The sequence below is a fragment of the Aeromonas sp. 102P genome, from assembly GCF_051920345.1.
GTDB lineage: Bacteria > Pseudomonadota > Gammaproteobacteria > Enterobacterales > Aeromonadaceae > Aeromonas > Aeromonas veronii.
In genome coordinates, this window is the sequence record NZ_JBQBCZ010000001.1 from 4,331,508 (window position 1) to 4,352,500 (window position 20,993).

Annotated in this window: 16 protein-coding genes and 2 rRNA genes (1 of these 18 only partly in view); 7 read left to right on the forward strand and 11 right to left on the reverse strand. The window is 61.3% G+C overall.

The features are described from left to right. The first annotated feature begins 20 nt into the window (after positions 1–20). From ACTG1K_RS20285 to ACTG1K_RS20295, 3 genes are all read left to right on the forward strand, one after another. Positions 21–968 (forward strand): IS481 family transposase, encoded by a 948-nt coding sequence (locus ACTG1K_RS20285; protein ID WP_440006533.1) that lies wholly within the window; start codon positions 21–23, stop codon positions 966–968. 174 nt (positions 969–1,142) lie between these two features. After that, a complete protein-coding gene (locus ACTG1K_RS20290) occupies positions 1,143–1,331 on the forward strand; it encodes a hypothetical protein (protein ID WP_368157879.1) in 189 nt (62 codons plus the stop codon). Positions 1,332–1,486: 155 nt separating this feature from the next. Further along, positions 1,487–2,341: a lytic transglycosylase domain-containing protein gene (locus ACTG1K_RS20295; RefSeq protein ID WP_258720804.1), complete on the forward strand. Its 855-nt coding sequence runs from the start codon at positions 1,487–1,489 to the stop codon at positions 2,339–2,341. Between the two features lie 8 nt (positions 2,342–2,349). On the opposite strand, the gene ACTG1K_RS20300 is transcribed toward ACTG1K_RS20295, so the two are convergent. After that, the gene (locus tag ACTG1K_RS20300) at positions 2,350–2,913 is read right to left on the reverse strand and encodes a YgjV family protein (RefSeq protein ID WP_267516914.1); all 564 of its coding nucleotides are present in this window, start codon (positions 2,911–2,913) and stop codon (positions 2,350–2,352) included. 57 nt (positions 2,914–2,970) lie between these two features. Next, positions 2,971–3,546, reverse strand: coding sequence for a Crp/Fnr family transcriptional regulator (locus ACTG1K_RS20305; protein WP_440006536.1), 576 nt, complete (start codon positions 3,544–3,546; stop codon positions 2,971–2,973). 242 nt (positions 3,547–3,788) lie between these two features. Between ACTG1K_RS20305 and ettA the strand changes: the two genes are divergently transcribed. The 4 genes from ettA (at position 3,789) to glnE (ending at position 10,548) form a co-directional block, all read left to right on the forward strand. Further along, the gene (gene ettA / locus ACTG1K_RS20310; RefSeq protein ID WP_042054910.1) at positions 3,789–5,456 is read left to right on the forward strand and encodes an energy-dependent translational throttle protein EttA; all 1,668 of its coding nucleotides are present in this window, start codon (positions 3,789–3,791) and stop codon (positions 5,454–5,456) included. A 93-nt stretch (positions 5,457–5,549) separates the two neighbouring features. Further along, positions 5,550–5,879 carry a hypothetical protein gene (locus ACTG1K_RS20315; RefSeq protein WP_005343410.1) on the forward strand — a complete coding sequence of 110 codons (330 nt, stop codon included), beginning with the start codon at positions 5,550–5,552 and terminating at the stop codon, positions 5,877–5,879. Positions 5,880–6,143: 264 nt separating this feature from the next. After that, the gene (locus ACTG1K_RS20320; protein ID WP_101531589.1) at positions 6,144–7,487 is read left to right on the forward strand and encodes an NCS2 family permease; all 1,344 of its coding nucleotides are present in this window, start codon (positions 6,144–6,146) and stop codon (positions 7,485–7,487) included. Between the two features lie 187 nt (positions 7,488–7,674). Next, entirely contained in the window at positions 7,675–10,548 is a 2,874-nt protein-coding gene (gene glnE / locus ACTG1K_RS20325; protein WP_429150563.1) for a bifunctional [glutamate--ammonia ligase]-adenylyl-L-tyrosine phosphorylase/[glutamate--ammonia-ligase] adenylyltransferase, read from the forward strand. Between the two features lie 76 nt (positions 10,549–10,624). Here the strand turns inward: glnE and ACTG1K_RS20330 are convergent, their stop codons facing one another. From ACTG1K_RS20330 to ACTG1K_RS20370, 9 genes are all read right to left on the reverse strand, one after another. Next, on the reverse strand, positions 10,625–11,155 hold the full coding sequence (locus ACTG1K_RS20330; RefSeq protein WP_069651902.1) for a GNAT family N-acetyltransferase: 531 nt from the start codon (positions 11,153–11,155) through the stop codon (positions 10,625–10,627). 95 nt (positions 11,156–11,250) lie between these two features. Then, positions 11,251–13,452 (reverse strand): glycoside hydrolase, encoded by a 2,202-nt coding sequence (locus ACTG1K_RS20335; RefSeq protein WP_335820500.1) that lies wholly within the window; start codon positions 13,450–13,452, stop codon positions 11,251–11,253. A gap of 108 nt (positions 13,453–13,560) precedes the next feature. Then, on the reverse strand, positions 13,561–14,325 hold the full coding sequence (locus ACTG1K_RS20340) for a DUF2861 family protein (RefSeq protein ID WP_440006539.1): 765 nt from the start codon (positions 14,323–14,325) through the stop codon (positions 13,561–13,563). A 65-nt stretch (positions 14,326–14,390) separates the two neighbouring features. Next, a complete protein-coding gene (locus ACTG1K_RS20345) occupies positions 14,391–15,038 on the reverse strand; it encodes a response regulator transcription factor (RefSeq protein ID WP_425854729.1) in 648 nt (215 codons plus the stop codon). Beyond that, positions 15,035–16,417, reverse strand: coding sequence for a DUF3404 domain-containing protein (locus tag ACTG1K_RS20350; RefSeq protein WP_425854728.1), 1,383 nt, complete (start codon positions 16,415–16,417; stop codon positions 15,035–15,037). Before ACTG1K_RS20350 ends, ACTG1K_RS20345 begins: the two co-directional genes overlap by 4 nt. A 144-nt stretch (positions 16,418–16,561) precedes the next feature. Continuing rightward, positions 16,562–18,724, reverse strand: coding sequence for an AsmA family protein (locus tag ACTG1K_RS20355; protein ID WP_440006541.1), 2,163 nt, complete (start codon positions 18,722–18,724; stop codon positions 16,562–16,564). 132 nt (positions 18,725–18,856) lie between these two features. Beyond that, a complete protein-coding gene (locus ACTG1K_RS20360; protein ID WP_425854724.1) occupies positions 18,857–19,363 on the reverse strand; it encodes an NUDIX domain-containing protein in 507 nt (168 codons plus the stop codon). A 183-nt stretch (positions 19,364–19,546) separates the two neighbouring features. Further along, positions 19,547–19,661, reverse strand: a 5S ribosomal RNA gene (gene rrf, locus ACTG1K_RS20365). 125 nt (positions 19,662–19,786) lie between these two features. After that, positions 19,787–20,993, reverse strand: a 23S ribosomal RNA gene (locus ACTG1K_RS20370); it runs 1,683 nt beyond the window's last position.

Sequence of the window (20,993 nt, forward strand, 5' to 3'; positions counted from 1 at the left end):
CAATCATCCGAGGTGCCCGAGTGAACAATCATAAAAATGCCCGATTAACCGTCTTTGGTCGACAGCTTCTTGTCCAGCGTATCCTTGAGCAGGGCCTGCGCGTTGAAGAGGCCGCTCACGCTGCCGGGGTCAGTATCCGCACCGCTTACAAGTGGCTCACTCGATATCGCCAGGAGGGACCTGATGGTTTGTACAATCGCTCTTCTCGACCCGCATCTTGCCCTCATGCCATTGATGACCAGCGCCAGCAGAGGATTATCGAACTGCGCAAGCAGCGACGGACCTATCGGCACATCAGCCAATATCTGGGCATAGGGCACAGTACTGTCGCCCGCATCTTGCAGCGCATGGGACTTCATCGATTGGCCAATCTGGCCCCAGCTGTTCCAGTACAACGCTATGAACATGAGAAACCGGGTGACTTGCTGCATCTGGACATCAAAAAGTTGGGGCGTTTCCACCGTCCCGGCCATCGTATCACCGGCGACCGCAGCAAGGACTCACGCGGCGCAGGGTGGGAGTGTGTTCATGTGGCGATTGATGACCACTCCCGTGTGGCGTTCAGCGCTCTGCATCCTGATGAAACGGGACGCAGTGCCTGCCTGGCGCTGTTACAGGCACTTCGCTACTACGCCGGGCTCGGCATTTGTTTCAGTCGGCTACTCACGGACAATGGAGCCTGTTACCGGTCGAAACGCTTCCAGAAGCTGTGTCGTCGGCTGGGGCTCAAGCATCTGCGCACCAAGCCTTACACACCACAAACCAATGGCAAAGCAGAGCGCTTCATTCAGACCGCCCTGCGTGAGTGGGCTTATGCACGGAGCTATGACTCGTCAGAGCAACGGGCAGAGCACTTGCAACCGTGGTTGCATGAGTACAACTGGCATCGTCCTCATGCCAGTCTGGGCTACCAGCCCCCCATCAGTCGTCTTCAATCTGTGAACAACCTGGTGGGTTTACACACCTAGCGGGGCTCAACTCGATACGAAACCCATGACTATGGAAAGTGTGATGACACCACGGATCGGCAGCGGCATGACGCGATATACTCAGCGCGCTTCGTGCCACCCGGGAACAACTCCCGACCCCAGGCGCTCTGTCCGTGGCCACGCAACACCCCCATGACGACAAGGAGCCACCTCATGATCCGAACCCTGCTTTTGACCGGTGCCGCCATTGCGGCCTATGCCCTGACCCAGAACCACTCTCTGCTTCCCCTGCTCAGCCTGCTGGCCCTGCTTTCGCTCTGGGTTGTCAGCGAAGTTGGCAGCTTCTATCGCACGCTTCCTCCCGCCGTGCTGGATGAGCAGGAGTATCACCACGACTTCTAACCGGATGAAAAATGGTGTGAAACTGTCGAGATGCCGTTAGTTCCATACCGTTTTGCTCTCTGAAATCAACCGGCTATAACAACAGGATCCACTGGGTTCGTGGCGATAGCAGCCATGTTCCTCTATATCTTCTGTACTCAAACAGGAGATAACCCATGAGGCACATCAGCGAAAACGGACTGTTTTTGCTGCTTTTTTTGTCGTTGTTACTGGCAGGTACGCCGCGGGCGATGGCACAAGGCAGGGATTTCAGACAAGCTCCCAAGGCGCTAACAGCGATCAAGCAGGGTCAAGTTGCCCAGCAACACGGTCATCTGCAAAAAGCCATCGCCCTCTATTGCGTGGCCGCCAGTACCGGCAACCCGGAAGGATATTTCCGGATCGGTCGCCTGCTCGCCACCGGCCCCGCCTCGGTTCGCAGCGCCAAGCTGGCTAACAGTTATCTCGCCATGGCAATGCGCCTTGGCAACCAGCAGGCCAGCCGCTACTACAACCCGCGGGTCGGCAATGCCCCCATGGGCGATCAGTGCGGTGTCGGCATGCGCGGCGGACAAGGGAGTTATTCCGCCTTGCCCAGCACACCGTTCAATGTCGAGGCATATCTGGCACGCCAGTCACCGGGCAAACAGAAGCTGGTCACCATGCTGCGTCACGCCGCCAAACACCATAAGGTGGATGCCCGGCTGGTACTAGCGATTGCCATCGCCGAATCCAATCTCAACAGCCGTGCCGTTTCCCCCAAGAATGCCCAAGGGCTGATGCAGCTGATCCCCGAAACCCAGCAACGGTTCGGGGTAACCCGGCCATTCGATCCAGCCCAGAACATCAAGGGTGGCGTCAGTTATCTCAAATGGCTGGATCGCCGCTTCGATGGCGACTGGGTACTGATCTCGGCAGCCTACAATGCCGGGGAAAAAGCGGTGGAACGCTATGGCGGGATCCCACCCTATGACGAGACGCAGGAGTATGTGAAACGGGTGCTCTACTTCGCTGGCCACAAGCAGCCCTGAGCGGGAGGTCAGGAGCTCGCCCGACCGGAAGGCGGCACACGCCCCTTTCTGCGGCCACTGTGGCGGCCACGCCCCCAATAATCGAAGCCATAGTGGCGATAGTAGCCAACCAGATTGCTGACCAGAAACAGCCCCTCCATCAGCGCGGCGACCGGTGAGCCCACCAGCAAGTTGTTACCCAGCCAGCAGAGGGTGCCGAGCAGCATCCTGCGCCGCAGTTGGCGATCGTCGGGGCAAAACGCGGCCCGGGTTTGCAGCAGGGTGGCCAGCAGCCCGATCCATGAGAGCAGGCCCTGATAGGTCGCTAGCGCCGCCGCACAGGCCAACCCCATGAAAAACCACATCAAGATGCGGCGAACCAGCCAGATACTCACCAGAAAGCGCATACTGGCCAGCAGCAACAGGCTGGCGGCCGACCACTGCCCGAGCAGGGCAAAGTGACCGGCATTGAGGGCGCAGGAGAGGGCCAGACAGGCCAGGATCCTGCGGCGATCCCGCAACTGAAACGACAACAGATCGAGCAGCAAAGCCAGGCTCACCACCAGCTGCGACCACAGAAACAGCGACATCATCCACACCTCATCCGTTATTTGGATGGCGCAGCATGAGGGGATGGTCGGAGAGCGGCATTAACCCGTGTTAATGCGCCTGCGGATCCGTGACAGGGTGACCGGGCTGATGCCGATGTAGTTGGCGAGCTGCACCTGAGTGAGCCGCGCAGGCCAGTGAGGGAAGGTGTGGCAGAGCTCCCGATAACGCTCCTCGGGGGAGTGGAGCAGCAAAAACGCCTCCTTGCGCTCCTTGTAACCGAGCTGCTGACGCAGCAGGGCCATGCAGACCGGCTGCCAGGCGGGCTCATCCAGCAGGGCGAGCGGCACCCGCACCACCTGCAGCTCCGTCAGCGCCTCCAGCTGGTAGCGGGCGAGCGATCCCGTGAGCCAGCTGTCATAGAGCAGGCAGAGCTCCCCTTCGAAGTAGAACTCCTTGCAGCGCTCCTGCCCGTCCCGGGTGTAGTGGCAGGCGCGAGCGATGCCCGCTTCGATATAGAAGGCAGCTTCCTGCTCTGACCCCTGCGCCAACAGCACCTGACCGGCGCGCAGCGTCTGCCGTGGCAAGCGCAGGCTGATAGCTTCGCTCAGCGCGGCGTCCAATCCCATTGTGCAGAGAAAGGCGGCCAGTGAAGGGGCTTGAGGAGATGGGTTCATGACGGCTCCGGAACAAAACGGCAGCCCACATCATGCCCAAATTGCACGGCTGATGCAGCAAGGCGTGACTGCTGCGGCAAAGGGGGGACATAGCCGGGTGCCACCTTTGCCCCCCCTCGTCCGTTGGTTTACAATCGACGGGTTTTTTGGAACCCGGTTGACCTGTGTCGACCTGGCCCCACCACGACATCAGTCTGTTAATGCCAAGACATTAACCTGCTGAAAAGGAAGAGAATTAGCCAATGGCTCAATTTATTTACACCATGAACCGGGTCGGCAAGGTAGTGCCGCCCAAGCGTCATATTCTCAAGAACATCTCCTTGAGCTTCTTCCCGGGCGCCAAGATCGGCGTGCTGGGTCTGAACGGCGCCGGTAAATCGACCCTGCTGCGCATCATGGCAGGCATCGACACCGAGATCGAAGGGGAAGCCCGTCCGCAGCCCGGCATCAAGATCGGCTACCTGCCGCAGGAGCCGAAGCTGGAGCCGGAGCAGACCGTACGCGAAGCGGTCGAAGAAGCCGTTGGCGAAGTGAAGCGCGCCATGGCCCGTCTGGACGAGGTCTATGCGGCCTACGCCGACCCGGATGCCGACTTTGACAAGCTGGCCCGCGAACAGGGCGAGCTGGAAGCCATCATCCAGGCCCAGGGTGGCCACAACATGGAAAACCAGCTGGAGCGTGCGGCCGATGCCCTGCGCCTGCCGGCCTGGGATGCCAAGATCAAGCACCTCTCCGGTGGTGAGCGCCGCCGTGTGGCGCTCTGCCGTCTGCTGCTGGAAAAGCCGGACATGCTGCTGCTGGACGAACCGACCAACCACCTGGATGCGGAATCCGTGGCCTGGCTGGAGCGCTTCCTGCACGACTACGAAGGCACTGTAGTGGCCATCACCCACGACCGTTACTTCCTCGACAACGTGGCAGGCTGGATCCTGGAACTGGACCGCGGCGAAGGTATCCCGTGGGAAGGCAACTACTCCTCCTGGCTGGAGCAGAAGGACGCACGTCTGGCGCAGGAAGCAAGTTCCGAAGCGGCCCGTCGCAAGTCCATCGAGAAAGAGCTGGAGTGGGTTCGTCAAAACCCGAAAGGCCGTCAGGCCAAGTCCAAGGCCCGTATGGCTCGCTTCGAAGAGCTCAACACCAACGACTACCAGAAGCGCAACGAGACCAACGAGCTGTTCATTCCGCCCGGACCGCGCCTCGGCGACAAGGTGGTGGAAGTGGCCAACCTGCGCAAATCCTACGGTGATCGGGTGCTGATCGACGATCTGTCGTTTGCCATTCCGAAGGGTGCCATCGTCGGCATCATCGGCCCGAACGGTGCCGGTAAGTCGACCCTGTTCCGCATGATGTCGGGTCAGGAGCAGCCGGATTCCGGCTCCATCACCCTGGGTGAAACCGTGGTACTGGCCTCTGTCGACCAGTTCCGCGACAGCATGGATGACAAGAAGACGGTATTCGAGGAAGTCGCTGACGGTCAGGATATCCTGCGCATCGGCAACTACGAGTTCCCGAGCCGCGCCTATATCGGCCGCTTCAACTTCAAGGGTTCCGACCAGCAGAAGCGGGTTGGCGAGCTCTCCGGTGGTGAGCGCGGTCGTCTGCATCTGGCCAAGCTGCTGCAGACCGGCGGCAACGTACTGCTGCTGGATGAACCGACCAACGATCTGGATATCGAAACCCTGCGCGCCCTCGAGAACGCCCTGCTGGAGTTCCCGGGTTGTGCCATGGTCATCTCCCACGACCGCTGGTTCCTCGACCGTATTGCCACTCACATCCTCGACTATCAGGATGAGGGCAAGATCGAGTTCTTCGAAGGTAACTTTACCGAATACGAAGAGTGGAAGAAGAAGACCTACGGCGCCGAGGCGATCCAGCCCCATCGCGCCAAGTACAAGCGCATCGCCAAATAAGGCTGACTGCGTGTTGAGGGGAGCTTCGGCTCCCCTTTCTCTTGCCTTTTGACTTACAATCCTAGACGGATGCCTTTGCATGGATGTAGCACGATGACGACCCCCATAGAGAAAAAACTCACCATCCAGATCCGGGTTGAACCGGGTTGCCTCGGGCCGGATGGCAAGGAGCACATAGAGACCTTCTGTGCCGCTGCCGCCAAGATTTTTGCCGCCGTGGAGCCCGAGCTGGTGAGCTGGGTGCTGATCCCCCGCTACGACAAGCAACTGCCGGAGCAGGAGTTCTTTATCGAGGGGCGCAAGCTGACCGAAGAGCAGGCAAGCCTCTTTCTGCGCCGCTTCGGCCGTGAACTGGGTGAAGTGCAAGACCGGCTCGACTCGGTACTGGCCCAGCTGGTCGAGCGCTACTTCAAAACCCTGTAAGCCCCCAATTTTCGATAAAAGGTTCTCTGCTGAGAACCTTTTTTCACGCTCAAAAAGCAAACGTTTGAATTTTTGCTCTATTCATTGATCTGCTTCGCAGATACGGGGTTTGTAAACGGCGCCGCCTGTGTAAAAATGTGCGCGCTGTCACGGTATCAGGACGAGTCTGGTTACTTAACCGCCAGAAACAGGGCAATTTACCCCGCATGGATGGGATAGCCCGTTCCCCTGCTGCTTATTTCACGTCACCTATTGGAATCCAACATGAATCAACAACACCAAGCTGCCAATCAGGCCGCCGGGCAAGGATTGCTTGAGCGCCTGTTTGCCCTGCAAGGCCATGGCACTACCGCCCGTACCGAAGTGATCGCCGGTATCACCACCTTCCTGACCATGGTCTATATCGTGTTCGTCAACCCGCAGATCCTCTCTGCGGCGGGCATGGACACCCAGGCCGTGTTCGTCACCACCTGCCTCATCGCCGGTATCGGCAGCATCCTGATGGGCCTGTTGGCCAACCTGCCGATCGCGCTGGCCCCCGCCATGGGCCTTAACGCCTTCTTCGCCTTCGTGGTCGTCGCCGGCATGGGTTACTCCTGGCAAGTGGGCATGGGCACCATCTTCTGGGGGGCCATGGGTCTGTTGATCCTCACCCTGCTGCGGGTGCGTTATTGGCTGATCGGCAACATCCCGCTCACCCTGCGGGTCGGCATCACCGCCGGTATCGGTCTGCTGATCGCCCTGCTCGGCCTGCACAACGCCGGGATCGTGGTGGCCAGCCCCGCGACTATGGTAACCGTGGGCAATCTCACCTCCCTGCCCTGCCTGCTGGGGCTGCTCGGCTTCTTCCTGATCTGCATCTTCTCCGCCCGCGGCGTCCACTCCGCCGTGCTGATTGCCATCGTGGTCACTACGGCGCTGGGCTGGCTGTTTGGCGATGTCACCTTCAAGGGCTTTGTCTCCATGCCCCCCAGCATCGAGCCGGTGTTCGGCCAACTGGATCTGATGGGATCGCTCGATATCAGCCTCGCCGGGATCATCTTCTCCTTTATGCTGGTCAACCTGTTCGACTCTTCCGGCACCCTGATCGGCGTCACCAACCGCGCCAAGCTGGCCGATGACAAGGGCCACTTCCCGCGCATGAAACAGGCGCTGATGGTCGATAGCGTCAGCTCCGTCGGCGGCGCCTTTATGGGCACCTCCTCGGTCACCGCCTTTATCGAGAGCAGCTCCGGCGTCGCCGTCGGCGGCCGTACCGGTCTGACTGCCATCGTGGTCGGCCTGCTGTTCCTGCTGGCGATCTTCTTCTCTCCGGTCGCCGCCATGGTGCCGGCCTACGCCGCCGCTGGCGCCCTTATCTATGTGGGCGTGCTGATGTGCTCCGAGCTGACCCGGGTGAAGTGGGAAGATCTGACCGAAGCAGTACCGGCCTTTATGACCGCAGTGATGATGCCGTTCAGCTTCTCCATCACCGAGGGGATCGCCGTCGGCTTTATCTCCTACTGCGTGATGAAGGCAGGCACCGGCCGCTGGCGCGAGATCAACCCCTGCGTGCTGGTGGTAGCCCTACTGTTCGTCCTCAAGTTCGTCTGGGTCGACAGCCACTGATAATGACCAGTGCAATCCGATGGGCTCCCGACAGGGAGCCCATTTTTATTTGCCAGATCATGCTTCTCGCCCCTGTGCTGTGACGCGGGGGCCTGACAGTGCTAGATTGGCAACCACCATTTTGAACCGGCAGCGTTGTTAACCCCGTGTCGTTAACCCGCTGTCGTGAACCACAAGGACGGCAACCGTGGCCCAGCATTCTCCCTCTTTCTCTGCCCTCTCCCCCTTGCTGCAAGAACAGGCCGAGCGCCAATGGCAACGGCTGATCGAACTGGCCCCCGACTATGGCAACCAGCCCGAGCCCGTTCGCCAGCCCCTGCTGACCCTGCTTGGCCTCTCCGATTTTGTCGCCGACTCCCTCTTCAAACAGCCGGCGTTGCTGACCGATCTGCTCGCCTCCGGAGAACTGGATCAGGCCGAGCGCTGGCCCGCCTACCAGAGTGACCTCACAGCCCTGCTCGCCGAGGTGAGCGATGAAGAGACGCTCAAGCGCATCCTGCGCCAGTTCCGCCGCAGCCGCATGCTGGTGATCGCCTGGCGTGAGCTGCTGGGCCATTCCGCGGTGGAAGAGAGCTTTATCCATCTCACCAAACTGGCAGATGCCCTCATCTGCTCCGCCCGCGACTGGCTCTACGCCAAACAGTGCGGCGAGCTGGGCACCCCGATGGACGGCAACGGCAACCCGCAGCCGCTGCTCATTCTCGGCATGGGCAAGCTCGGTGGCGGCGAGCTCAACTTCTCCTCGGATATCGACCTTATCTTCACCTTCCCCGAGAACGGCTACACGGTCGGCGGGCGGCGCGAGCTGGCCAACCAGCAGTTCTTTATCAAGCTGGGTCAGCGCGTCATCAACGCCCTCCACCAGCCCACCCAGGATGGTCAGGTGTTCCGGGTCGATATGCGACTGCGCCCCTTTGGCGAGGCGGGGCCGCTGGCCATCTCCTTTGCCGCCATGGAGGATTATTACCAGCACCACGGTCGCAACTGGGAGCGCTACGCCATGGTCAAGGCGCGGGTACTGGGGCCCCAGTGCGAACACGCAGTGGAGCTGGCCGAGATGCTGCGCCCCTTCGTGTTTCGCCGCTATATCGACTTTGGCGTCATCGACGGCCTGCGCCAGATGAAGGCGATGATCGCCGCTGAGGTGCGCCGCAAGGGGCTGGAGGGCAACATCAAGCTGGGGGCTGGCGGCATCCGTGAAGTGGAGTTTATCGCCCAGGCGCTACAACTTATTCGCGGCGGTCGTGAACCGGCACTGCGGGTGCGTCACCTGCCGGAAGCGCTGGCCGCCATCGCCCAATGTGGAGCCCTCGAATCCGCCCATTGCGACCGCTTGCTGGCGGCCTATCGCTTCCTGCGCCGGGTCGAGAACATATTGCAGGAGATCGGCGATCAACAGACCCAGACCCTGCCCACCGAGGAGCGGGATCGCCAGCGGCTGATCGCCGCCCTCGGCTTTGCCGACTGGGGCACCTTTATGGCTTATCTGGACGAGGAGATGGCCGCCGTCCATCAGGAGTTCGCCGCCGTGGTGGGGGAAGAGAAAGAGGCCCCCGCCCATCTGGAGCAGCTCTGGCTCGATCTCTGGCGCACCGAGCTCGACGCCGCCGAGCTGGAAAAATTGCTGACTGCGCAGGGGGTGGCCGAGCCCGCCCCGCTCTGCGCCGCGCTGCTGCGTTTCAAGGAGGAGTACAAGCGCCGTCAGGTAGGGCCGCAGGGGCGCATCGCGCTGGACTGGCTGATGCCGGAGCTGCTGCGACTGGTGGTCGCCAGCGAGCAACCAGCCCGCCTGTTCGAACGGGTCTGTGAGCTGCTGACCCGCATCTTCACCCGCAGCGCCTATTTGCAACTGCTGGCGGAGAACCCGGGCGCCCTGCGCCAGCTGGTGCGGCTGTGCGACGCCAGCCATCTGGTGAGCGAACAGCTGGCCCGCTACCCGATTTTGCTGGACGAGCTGCTTGATCCCCTGCACCTCTACCACCCCACCCCGCTCGATCAGTACAAGCCCCAACTGCGCCAGTTCCTGCTGCGCATCCCCGAAGAGGACGTGGAGCAGCAGATGGAGGCGCTGCGCCAGTTCAAACAGGTGCAGTTGCTGCGCATCGTGGCGGCCGACATCGCCGGCGCCCTGCCGCTGATGAAGGTGAGCGACCACCTCACCTGGCTCGCGGAGGCGATCACCGAAGAGGTGGTCAATCAGGCCTGGGCCCAGATGAGCGAGCGCTACGGAGTGCCGCCCGAGGTGGCAACCAGCGGCCAGCGCGGCTTTGCGGTGGTGGCCTACGGCAAGCTGGGTGGCATTGAGCTCGGCTACGGCTCGGATCTCGATCTGGTGTTTCTGCATGGCGGCGACCCCAACAGCTACACAGATGGCCGCAAGCCCATCGACAGCCGCCAGTTCTACCTGCGCCTCGCCCAGCGGATCCTGCACCTGTTCAGCACCCGCACCCCGTCCGGCATTCTCTACGAGATCGATATGCGGCTGCGTCCCTCCGGCGACTCAGGCCTGCTGGTCTCGTCGCTGTCGGCCTACGAGCAATACCAGCAAAACGAGGCATGGACCTGGGAACATCAGGCGCTGGTGCGGGCTCGCCCCATCTATGGCGATGACGCCATCGTTGCCGAATTTGCCCGTATCCGCCGCGATGTGCTGGCCAAGGAGCGGGATCTGCCGACCCTGGCCCGCGAGGTGCGCGAGATGCGCCACAAGATGCGGGATCACCTGCTCAAGGCGGGCGCTGGCGAGTTCGACCTCAAGCAGTCCCCCGGCGGCATGGTGGATATCGAGTTTATCGCCCAGTATCTGGTGCTGGCCCACGCCTGCGGCGAGCCCGATGCCCTCACCCGCTGGTCCGATAACGTGCGCATCTTCGACGAGTGCGTGATGGCGGGAGTGCTGACGCTGGAGCAGGCGGAGGGGCTGAAGCAGGCCTATCTGGAGATCCGCAACCTCGGCCATCGCCTCAACCTCTCGGAGATCTCCCGCAAGGTGAGCGACGATCAGCTGCAGAGTGAGCGCAGCCATGTGCTCGCCGTCTGGCAAACCCTGCTGGGGGAGTAATTCCCGCCAGCGGCAATGAAAAGGGGCCCGCCTGAATTGCTTCAGGCGGGCCCTTCTCTTATCTCCTTACGGTTGCTCAGCCGTGATCCATCACCGTCTCCACCAGCATGCTGTTGAAACGCTGATAGGCCTCTTCCTCAAGGAGCCCCGGATAGCTCAACACCCGCAGCGCATGACCTTGATAGTCAGGATGATAGGGTGGGTGGAGATGGGCATAATCGTTGAGACAAAAGCCCAGCCCCTGATAGAAGCGCAGACGGCGAATGGCAATCTCATCCTCTGGCGGATCGATCTCGAGAATGACGGTTTTGCCTGCCCGCTCGCAAAATTCGGCCAGCAGGCGGCTGCCGTAGTTGCGGCCGCGCAGCGCCGGATTGATGGCCAGATGTTCGATATAGATCTGCTCGCCACACGCCCACCAGAAGATGAAACCGAGCAGCAGGCCGTCCTGATAAAAGATTTGGCAGTGATAGCGAGGATCCCGCATCTTCTGTGGCTGATGCTGTGACTGGCGCTGCTCGTAGCGGGGAAAACTCTCGCCATAGATCTGCCAGACCAGCGGCCACGCCGGATGGTTTACCTCTCTAATCACTTCACTCTCAATCATCAGAACTGCCTCTCGTTTATTTTGCAGAACGTTCATCTATACATGAAAAGTTCTGCCACAGCATCCTCTGATGAAATAAAAGCCAGAACGCCCGATTAGCGGGCGCCATCCGGTTGCGAGACAAACTGCTGCTGGCTGCCATCTGGCAACAGCGCCAGCACGCTTTGAGCGGCCAGTTTGATCCCTGACAGCTCGGTGGCCGAGCCGAAGTTGGCAATCAGTCGAGTGCCATCGGCAAACTCGCTCTGCTGCACCACGCCTCTTTTATCGAGCCAGCGAAAACCGGTGAGGGACTGGTTGTAGAGCCGCTCATGCAGCGGGCGGAAGAAGGCATCGAGCCCCTTGAGATAGGGAATGCGCGCGCTGGCGCTATCCAGACTGAGGTTGAGCAGCGGCGGCACGTTGTAGAGCTGCTGCAACAGTTCGGTGACCTGACGGCTCTCCCTGAATTTGAGGCTGTCCATCGTCCAGTGGTGGGTGGTCACTATGCTGTCGTGAAAGACGCTCTGGAACAGCGGCAACCGCAGCGCCGGATTGAAGTAGAGTCCCTGATACTCAGGTTTTAGGTGGCTCTGGTGAAAGAAGAACGCAGGCTGATGCTCCGGATACCAGGCCCCCAGATAGTAGGGAGAGCGCTTGTTGCTGCGCATATCGGGATCCTGCCAGCCAAAGCCGCTGGTCTGGGGGCCATGGGCAAAGGCCGCGGTGCGGTTGGCTACCGCCCCGCCCTCCTCGGAGCCCACCAGTACACCCTGACTCTTGGCAATCCATGCCATTCCCGCCATCCGGTTTTGCGCATCCTGCGCCTGAGTGGTCGGCTTGGCCGGATCGAAGTCGTCAAACACCATGCCGGTCGCCGCCACATCGAGGAACCAGCTGTTGTAGTGGCTCGCCTGCTGCAACCAGGGCACTCGCTGCTCCATCACCGGGCGCACACAGGCCTGATTGGTGTAGACGCCGCTATTTTGAAAGCCGCTCTTGCGCCGGCCGTTCTCCTGCATGATGCCGCAGCGCAGATAAATATCCTGCCCCATCTGGGCGGTGAGCCAGCTCTGCTGGCGATTCCCCTCCGGCAGCGCGGTATCGTAGGAGTCATAGGGAGCGATGAGATAGCCCGCCTGTTTGGCAAGCGCTATCCCCTCTGGCGCGGCAAAACCGGCGGTCCACTGGGGCAGCCCCAGCCAGAGTCTGGGTAGTCCAGCCTGCTTGAGAGCGGCGATCATCTTGGCCGAACTGCCATCGCCCCAACTCTGCGGCTCGTTGAGCGCAGCCCCCAGTTGCGTGGCCGCCAGCGTGCGCCGGGCAGCGAAATCGGCCGGTTGCTGACCCGGATGGCGCAGCGCCAGCGCCTGCTCAACTCCGGTCAGCACCCGGTTTTGCAGATAGCGGTTGCGCTCAAGATCGGGCGCTTGCAGCGCACTCTTACTCTCCCCCTTGAGCCAGTCGGCGGGGATCAGGCGGCGCAGCACGGGCCAACTCTTCACATCCTGTGGCACCAGCAGTCGCTCGCCCCAGAGATAGAGGTGAGAGGCACCGATCAGCCGCTTGCCATCCGGTACTGCCGCCAGCTTGCTCTCGAGCGAGACCAGCTCGCCCCGCTCCTGCAGCCAGCTGCGATAGGCCTTGCCCGCCGCCAGCCAGTCGTTGCCCGGTTGCAGCGACACCGCCACCTCATAGGGGTCGGTCAGATTGAGGCGATTGACGCTATGGGTCGCCGTCAGGGCAATGCCATCTTTCCCGGGCGTAAAAGTGAGCCGGTTGTTGAAGGGGTTGGCAAAGAGGATCGCCAACTGCTGATCGCCGTGATCCAGCCCAACCACCGGCAGGGTCAGATTATCCGTGGTGTTGATCCCCTGATACTCCTGCGCCAGCGCCTTGCGCCACGCAGTGTGCGTAGCCGGAATGCGAAATCCCTCGTGGATCGGCAGCATCAGCGCCTGCGCCCCTGCCGGTACCCGCGGCCACACCAGCTCGCCAGCAGTTGCACGGCTGAGGGTAAGGATCAGACGGTTACCCTCAAGGCGAGCCAAGGCACGCACCTCGCCATCGGCGCGGGTCAGCCAGCTGGCACGCTCCCCCTCCTGCTGCAAGGCGGTGACCGGCTGGCGCGGGCCGGGGGAAGAGATGGCAAGGTGCTGGCCCGAGGGCAGCACAGCCTCGGCCGCCAGGGTGGCGGGATCCAGCTCGATGCGCCACTGATCGTTGGCAAGGGTCAGCGCCTCGGCAGGCAGGGAGAGCAGCGGCATCAACAGCAGCAGCGGGCGGATCCGGCTCGTTAGCACGGGAAGAAGAGTCATGGTCGGTGATTCCTGATAACACACGGGAATCGCCATTTCAGCAGATCGGCAGCCTGCGATTGTCAGGCCAATGTCAGGATTGCATGCACCTGCCTATCACGATGCGCATTAATCCACTGGCCCCGCCTGACTGTGGCTTAGCTGCAACACCAGCTGGCCGCGCTGGCTGGTCTGCACCAGCGAAAGGGTACGCCAGCTGTCGGGCGTGGCAGCAGGCCAACCCACCTTGCCATCGAGAGGCAGACGGTTCCACCACAGCAGGGAATATTGCGGGCGGGCCAGCACCGTCTGCTCAAGCCAGAGCGGTGTACAGGAAGCGGGATTGGCGGGGGGATTGGCCACCGCCAGCGGCGAGCGGGAGAGCCAGTCCAGATCCTGCACCGTAGGCAGCGGCAACGCCACCTGCCACTCCTTGCCCGCCACCGTCAGCCGCAGCTGATAGAGTCCGGCTGGTAAAGGCGTCGGCAGATCGGCCCCCACGACCCGGACCCCTTTATTCTCTTCCGCCTCCCACTGGGCACCTGCCAGTCGGTCACGGCCAGCGGGATCGATAAGTTCAGCGGCGGTGATGGGCCCCTCCCCGGTCAGCTGCACCCGATAGTCCCGCAGCAGCGGCGCATCGCGCTGGATCAGCTCAAGGCGCAGCTCGCTCACCCCATCGGGCAGAGTGAGCGGGAAATCCTTGCCGCAGTGCTGGGCACTGAGCGCGGCCAGCATCCCCTGCCAGCTGCGGCGCTCGGCATCGCTGTTGAGCGCAGGCCACGCCTGCTGCAAAGATTGCCAGGCGTGCCGGTTATCCCCCTGCAACAGCGCCTGGGTAGCCGGTTGCAGCGGGTCGGCGCGCTCGGTTTCCAGGAGGCGATCGGTTGCCATCACACTGCCTGCATTCAGAAGGCCGACGCTTAGAACCAACAGCAGCCCAGCCAGCCTTGTGTGCTTCACTGTGCCACCTCCAGCCGGTAGCCGATGCCGCGCACCGTCTCGATGGCCAACCCGGGCAGCTTCTGGCGCAGTTGCAGAATATGGGTATCGACGGTGCGGGTGGAGGGAAACGCCTGATAGCCCCATACCCGGTTGAGGATCTCCTCCCGGCTCAGCACCCGCCCCGCCATTCGCACCAGCAGGGTGAGCAGGGCAAACTCGGTAGGGGTAAAGCTCACCTCCGCATCCTGCCAGCTCGCCTGCATCCGGGCGGGATGAAGCTGCAAGCCGCCCACTGCCTGAGTGCCATCCCCCAGCTGACGCAACTGGGCCCGGATCCGCGCCAGCAGCTCGTCGTGGGAGAAGGGTTTGGTCAGGTAGTCGCGCGCCCCCGCATCGAGCCCGGCCACCCGATCGCTCACCTCCACCCTTGCGGTGAGCACGATCACCGGCAGCGCCTTGCGCGCCAGCCACTGGGGTAGCCAGTCGAGAGCATCCCCCTCCGGCATGGTGCGATCGAGCAACACCAGATCCGCCGCCAGCCACTGCTGCTCCGCCGCAGCTAGGGTGTCGCACCAGAGGCAGAGATACCCCTCGCGGGTCAGATAGCGTTGCAGGTTCTCCGCCAGCAGCGCCTCATCTTCGACAAGCAAGATGGTCTTCATGATTCGGTCTCGCTCCAGAGTTGGCAGGGCAGCGTCAGGGTGAAGGTAGTGGGCGGGCCGGATAGGGTGAGGCGCCCGCCAAGACGGCGCAGCAGATGGCGCACGATGGCAAGCCCCAGTCCCAAACCCTCGGCACGGGCACCGCGGCGCAGCAGGGTGGCCAGCCGGTAACCCGGCAGCTCGCCGCCATCGCTGACTGCGAGGATCAAGCGCCCCGCCTGCCAGCTGGCATAGACGCGAACCGGTGCGCGGCCATGCTGGCTGGCGTTGCGCAGCAGGTTGTCGAGGGCGAGATCGAGCCAGTAGAAGGGGAGCGCCAGAGTCATCTCCCGCTCAAGGCAGAAGGCGGCACCATGCCGCTCGCAAGCCAGGGTGAGCCACTCGGTGAGACTGACCGCCACCCGTTCATCCTCTAGAGCCTCTGCCGCCAGATAGTGGCGACTGGCCTGCGCCAGTTGATGCAGGCGGGCGACACTGCCCAGCAGTTGCCCCACGCACTGCTGGGCGGAAGCGGGCAGCCGGTCGAAATCGTGGCGCAGCTCCTCGCAGATGCCGGAGAGCGCCATGATGGGGGTACGCAGCTCGTGGGTCAGCATCTGCAACGCGATGCGCCGCTCCCGCAGCAGGCGCCAGCGCTGCCAGCTGGCCCATCCCAGCAGCAAGATGAAACCAAGGGAGCTGGCCAGCGCCAGCCACTGCCAGTCAAGCGTGGGGCGAGTATTGAAACAGATCGCTCCGACTCGCTCTTCACAAGTACCAGCTGTGCGGCTATCCAGCGTCACGCCAAGCCGCTCGGCCAGCGGTTGCCACTGCCCGGCGCCATAGCGACGCCACTGCCCATCGGCAAGCAGCCAGAGCTGGCCGGATTGCAGCAACCAGCGCTCGCCCCGCAGCAGGGCGTCGAGGTTGTCATTATCGAGCTCGCCGAGCAGCCCCAACTGATCGCGCCGCTCCCGCACATGGAGCAGAGCGTCGAGTCCGGCCGCCGGATGACCAGCCTGCCAGCGAGCTGCGCTGGAGCCCCCCAGCGGATAGACGGGGTGAGCGGCAAACCAGCGGGTCGAGGGCGCAGCCCCTTGGCCACAAAGCGCCCGCAGCAGCGGCAGCCACTCGGCGGGCAAGTCATTCTCTGTCCCGCACTCCTGCTGATAGCGATAGATGGCCTGCAGCTGGCGCAGCGGGTAACGCTGCCAGGCGGGATAGAGGGAGTCGGGAACAATCAGGCGCCGGTCGAGCCGCTGCACCTCGTCAAGAGGCAGCGCCTGTTCGGGAACCTGCTTGGCCAGCGCGCCAGCCAGACGATCAGCCAGCGGCCCGGCCAGCACGGGATACGCCATGCCGTAGCAGATCAGGGAGCAGAGCAGCAGGATCAGGCGCATGGGTTCAACTCGAGATGACTCCGGCTCAAGGCGCAGCAGGTCACTGCGCCATAAAAAATGTCAGCGCCATTTTTCAATGGCGCTGACATCCGGTCAACCGCTAACGGCATTGGCGCGGCTCCCGCCAGCCATGTGAACCGTCATCTATTTGAACAGCCCCTTGAGCAGCTGGTCGGCCACCCCTTTGACGGCCTCGTTGTCGGCCTTGTCACCCAGCAGCTTCTTGAGGCCGCGTTCGGCCTCCTTGCGGGCCTTATCCTCCAGCAGCTTGTTGTTGCTGAGCAGCGCCTTCACATCGAGCTGATAGTTGGGAGCTTGCCAGTGACCGCCGATCCGCACCGGAATGGTGATCTCCTTCAGCTCGTCCACATCCTTGCCTCCCTGCCCCTTGCTGCTCTCGACGATGGAGGTGAGGAACAAGAAGTCGAGGCTCTCCGGCACCAGCGCCGTCTGCCCCTCGCCCTTGACCCGCAAGGCGGGGGCAAAGAGCTGGATGTCGTTGCTACGGGCGATGCCGTCGGCAATCTGGAAGCTGGCGGTCAGAGCGCTGAAGTCGGTCTTGCGCGCCTCCTTCACCTGCTCGGCCCCCTTGCCGGTGAGGGTGGCCCGCGCCTCGCGGATCATCTCCGGCAGGTTGATGCCATGCAGGGCACCGTCGCTCAGTTTCAAGGTAACCTTGCCCTGCATCCCGTTGCGCAGAGCCAACTCAGAGAGACCACGGCCCTGCACCTGCACATCGAGATCGCCCTTGCCCTCCAGCAGATCACTCTGAGCCAGAGTCTGCAATAAGGGACGAATGTTCACTCCGGCCACCTGCTTGTGCGCCTTGTAGGTGGCGGGTTGCTGGCGCGCGTCGAGTACCCCGTTCGCGTTTACCTGACCGCCAGCCACGGTCGCGCTGAACTGTTTAAGCGTCAGCAGTCCCTTGGCCAGAGCCACCTGCAGATCGACTGCGCCAAGATCCAGCCCTTTCAGGCGCAGGCTGCCAAGCTGCAACCGACCATCCAGATCCATCCCCTTGATCGCGCCCAGATCGGGTTCGACCGCGGAGAGGGCTTCGCTCTTGCCGGTTACCGCTTTATTGCCACTTGCAGCGGCGTTGGGGGCGCTGGCCGCCGGTTTGTCCTCTTTCGCCTGTGCGGTCGTAGTCGGTGCCGATTTGGCGAGCCATTTGTCGAGATCCAGCTTCTCCCCCTTGAGATCGAAGCTGATTGCGGGAACGGCACCAAGCTGCACGGTTCCATCACCACTCAGCAGCGCCTCATCGGCACTCATCACCAGCTTGCTCAGGGTAATCAACTGCTTGTCGATCTCGGCGCAGGCAAAGCCGGCTAGTTTCAGCTTCATCTGCGGGCGCGGCAGCGCATCACCTTCCAGCGCTGCGGTCAGCAGCACATCGGAGAGTTCGGCAAGCTTCATCTCCTTGTCGAGCCGTCCCTTGAGCGTTCCTTCCAGCGAGCCAGCCAGTGAAGCTTGCTGCCCCTCTACCTTGGCCCCTTTCAGCGCCAACGTGAGGTTGCTCCACTCACCCAGGGCCAGTCGGTCTCCCTTGATGGAGAAACTGTCGAGTCGCATGGACGGGTCACTCAGGCTGCCACTGAGGCTCAGATCTTTCAGTTCACTGGCCATCACCTCCTGCGCCAGCTTGATCTGGGTCTGCCCTTTAACGTCGAAAGCGAGCTTGTCGGCACTCCCCTTGGCGGCCAGCGTCACGGATACCCACTGACCGGTGGCCAGCTGCCCCATATCGAGATCGAGGCGATCCAGTCGCAGCGACGTGCCGCTGCGATCATCCTGTACCAGCGCACTGGCCTGGGAGAGCGCGACACCCTGCAAGCTGATCTGCCAGGGCTTGCTATCAGCGGTTGGGGCAGGGGTTGCGGGGACGACAGGTTCGCTTGCATCAGCAGTGGCATCCTTGATCAGTCCGCTCAGATTGGAGCTGCCATCCGCCTTGGTCTGGATAAAGAGATGGGCGCCACTCAGGGTCACCTTGCCGATCTCCAGCCGATGGGAGAGCAGCGGCAACAGAGCCACCGAGGCCTCCCCCTGTTCGAAACGAACCAGATCCGGCTCGGCAAAACCGGCCGGATTGCGCAGAGCCACCTTCTCCAGCGAGAGCCCGAGACTCGGCCAGAAACGCCAGTCAATCTCCCCCGCCATCACCAGCTCCCGGCCCGTGCTCTTGCGCACCTGTTCAGCCAGTTGGGGCTTGAATTGATTGGGGTCGATAAGGCTTATCAACGTCACTATGGCCAGCAAGGCCGCCACGGCGATGCCGAGCAAGATGAGAACTATCTTCTTCACGATATGCTCCTTGAATCCGGATCCACTGCTGACTATACCACTCACCGTCTGACGAATGGCGTCTGCGGGACAAAAGTGGACAAGGATGAGACAGGGATGGTCGCTGCCAATCCCCATCGTCATCAGCAGGGATCAGGCTTGCAAAGAGGATTGCTGCAGCCGCGCCACCGCGGTGCGCGTCGATTCGAAAGCAAAGCGGGGCAAGGGAATATCGCTGATCTTCAGCCACTGACAGGCGGCCACATCGTCAGCCGGCTGGATGAACGGTTTTTCACTCAGCTTGATAGTGAAAAAGGTGTCACAGGTGTGATAGGTGATGCCATCGTAGGGATAGATATTGGGAAAGGAACCGAGATAGGTACAAGGATGAGCGCTGACATCGAGCCCCAGCTCCTCCTGCAACTCGCGCACCAGTGCCCCCTCCAGCGACTCGCCGGGATCGACAAATCCGCCCGGCAGATCCAGCAACCCCTTGCCCGGATTGCGGGCACGCACCGCAACCAGCACCTCATCCTGCCAGCAAAGCGCCACCATCACCGCCGTCGCCACATTCTGGAAAAAATGAAAACCGCAGCCACAGAGAAACTCTTTAGGGCTGACGCTTTGCAAGGTTTGACCACCACATTTTGGACAAAACATGGGCTATCTCCGACGAAATAAAGCACCATTTTACGCTGTTGTGACCGTTTTTTATGAGTAAAACCGACGGGGAAGACTAGGCATTCAAAGGGAGAGGAATAAAACGGGACAATTATCAGACGATTTAATAAATTGCATGCAATAAAAAACCCCGCTCGATGAGCGGGGTTTCTTGTATTGGGTGCCTGGCAGTGTCCTACTCTCGCATGGCGAATGCCACACTACCATCGGCGCTACCGCGTTTCACTTCTGAGTTCGGCATGGGATCAGGTGGTTCCACGGCGCTATGGCCGCCAGGCAAATTCTTAATCTGAAAAGCTGACGTGAATAACAACTTGGCTAGTTTGCTTTGTCATTACCACTGAATTTTGAGTAGTTCGCTTGGTATCTGTTACAAGCCTTAGAACACTTCTTGGGTGTTGTATGGTTAAGCCTCACGGGTAATTAGTACGGGTTAGCTCAATGCATCGCTGCACTTACACACCCCGCCTATCAACGTTGTGGTCTCCAACGGCCCTTTAGGACCCTCAAGGGGTCAGGGATGACTCATCTCAGGGCTCGCTTCCCGCTTAGATGCTTTCAGCGGTTATCGATTCCGAACTTAGCTACCGGGCAGTGCCACTGGCGTGACAACCCGAACACCAGAGGTTCGTTCACTCCGGTCCTCTCGTACTAGGAGCAACTCCCTTCAATCATCCAACGCCCACGGCAGATAGGGACCGAACTGTCTCACGACGTTCTGAACCCAGCTCGCGTACCACTTTAAATGGCGAACAGCCATACCCTTGGGACCGACTTCAGCCCCAGGATGTGATGAGCCGACATCGAGGTGCCAAACACCGCCGTCGATATGAACTCTTGGGCGGTATCAGCCTGTTATCCCCGGAGTACCTTTTATCCGTTGAGCGATGGCCCTTCCATTCAGAACCACCGGATCACTATGACCTACTTTCGTACCTGCTCGACCTGTCCGTCTCGCAGTTAAGCTGGCTTATGCCATTGCACTAACCTCCTGATGTCCGACCAGGATTAGCCAACCTTCGTGCTCCTCCGTTACTCTTTGGGAGGAGACCGCCCCAGTCAAACTACCCACCAGGCACTGTCCGCGAGCCCGATTCAGGGCCCTGCGTTAGAACATCAAACATACAAGGGTGGTATTTCAAGGACGGCTCCAGCGCAACTGGCGTCACGCCTTCAAAGCCTCCCACCTATCCTACACATGTAGGTTCAATGTTCAGTGCCAAGCTGTAGTAAAGGTTCACGGGGTCTTTCCGTCTAGCCGCGGGTACACCGCATCTTCACGGCGAATTCGATTTCACTGAGTCTCGGGTGGAGACAGCATGGCCATGGTTACACCATTCGTGCAGGTCGGAACTTACCCGACAAGGAATTTCGCTACCTTAGGACCGTTATAGTTACGGCCGCCGTTTACCGGGGCTTCGATCAAGAGCTTCGCTTGCGCTAACCCCATCAATTAACCTTCCGGCACCGGGCAGGTGTCACACCCTATACGTCCACTTTCGTGTTTGCAGAGTGCTGTGTTTTTGATAAACAGTCCCAGCCATCTGGTCACTGCGACTCCCAACTGCTCCATCCGCAAGGGACTTCACTGTCAAGAGCGAACCTTCTC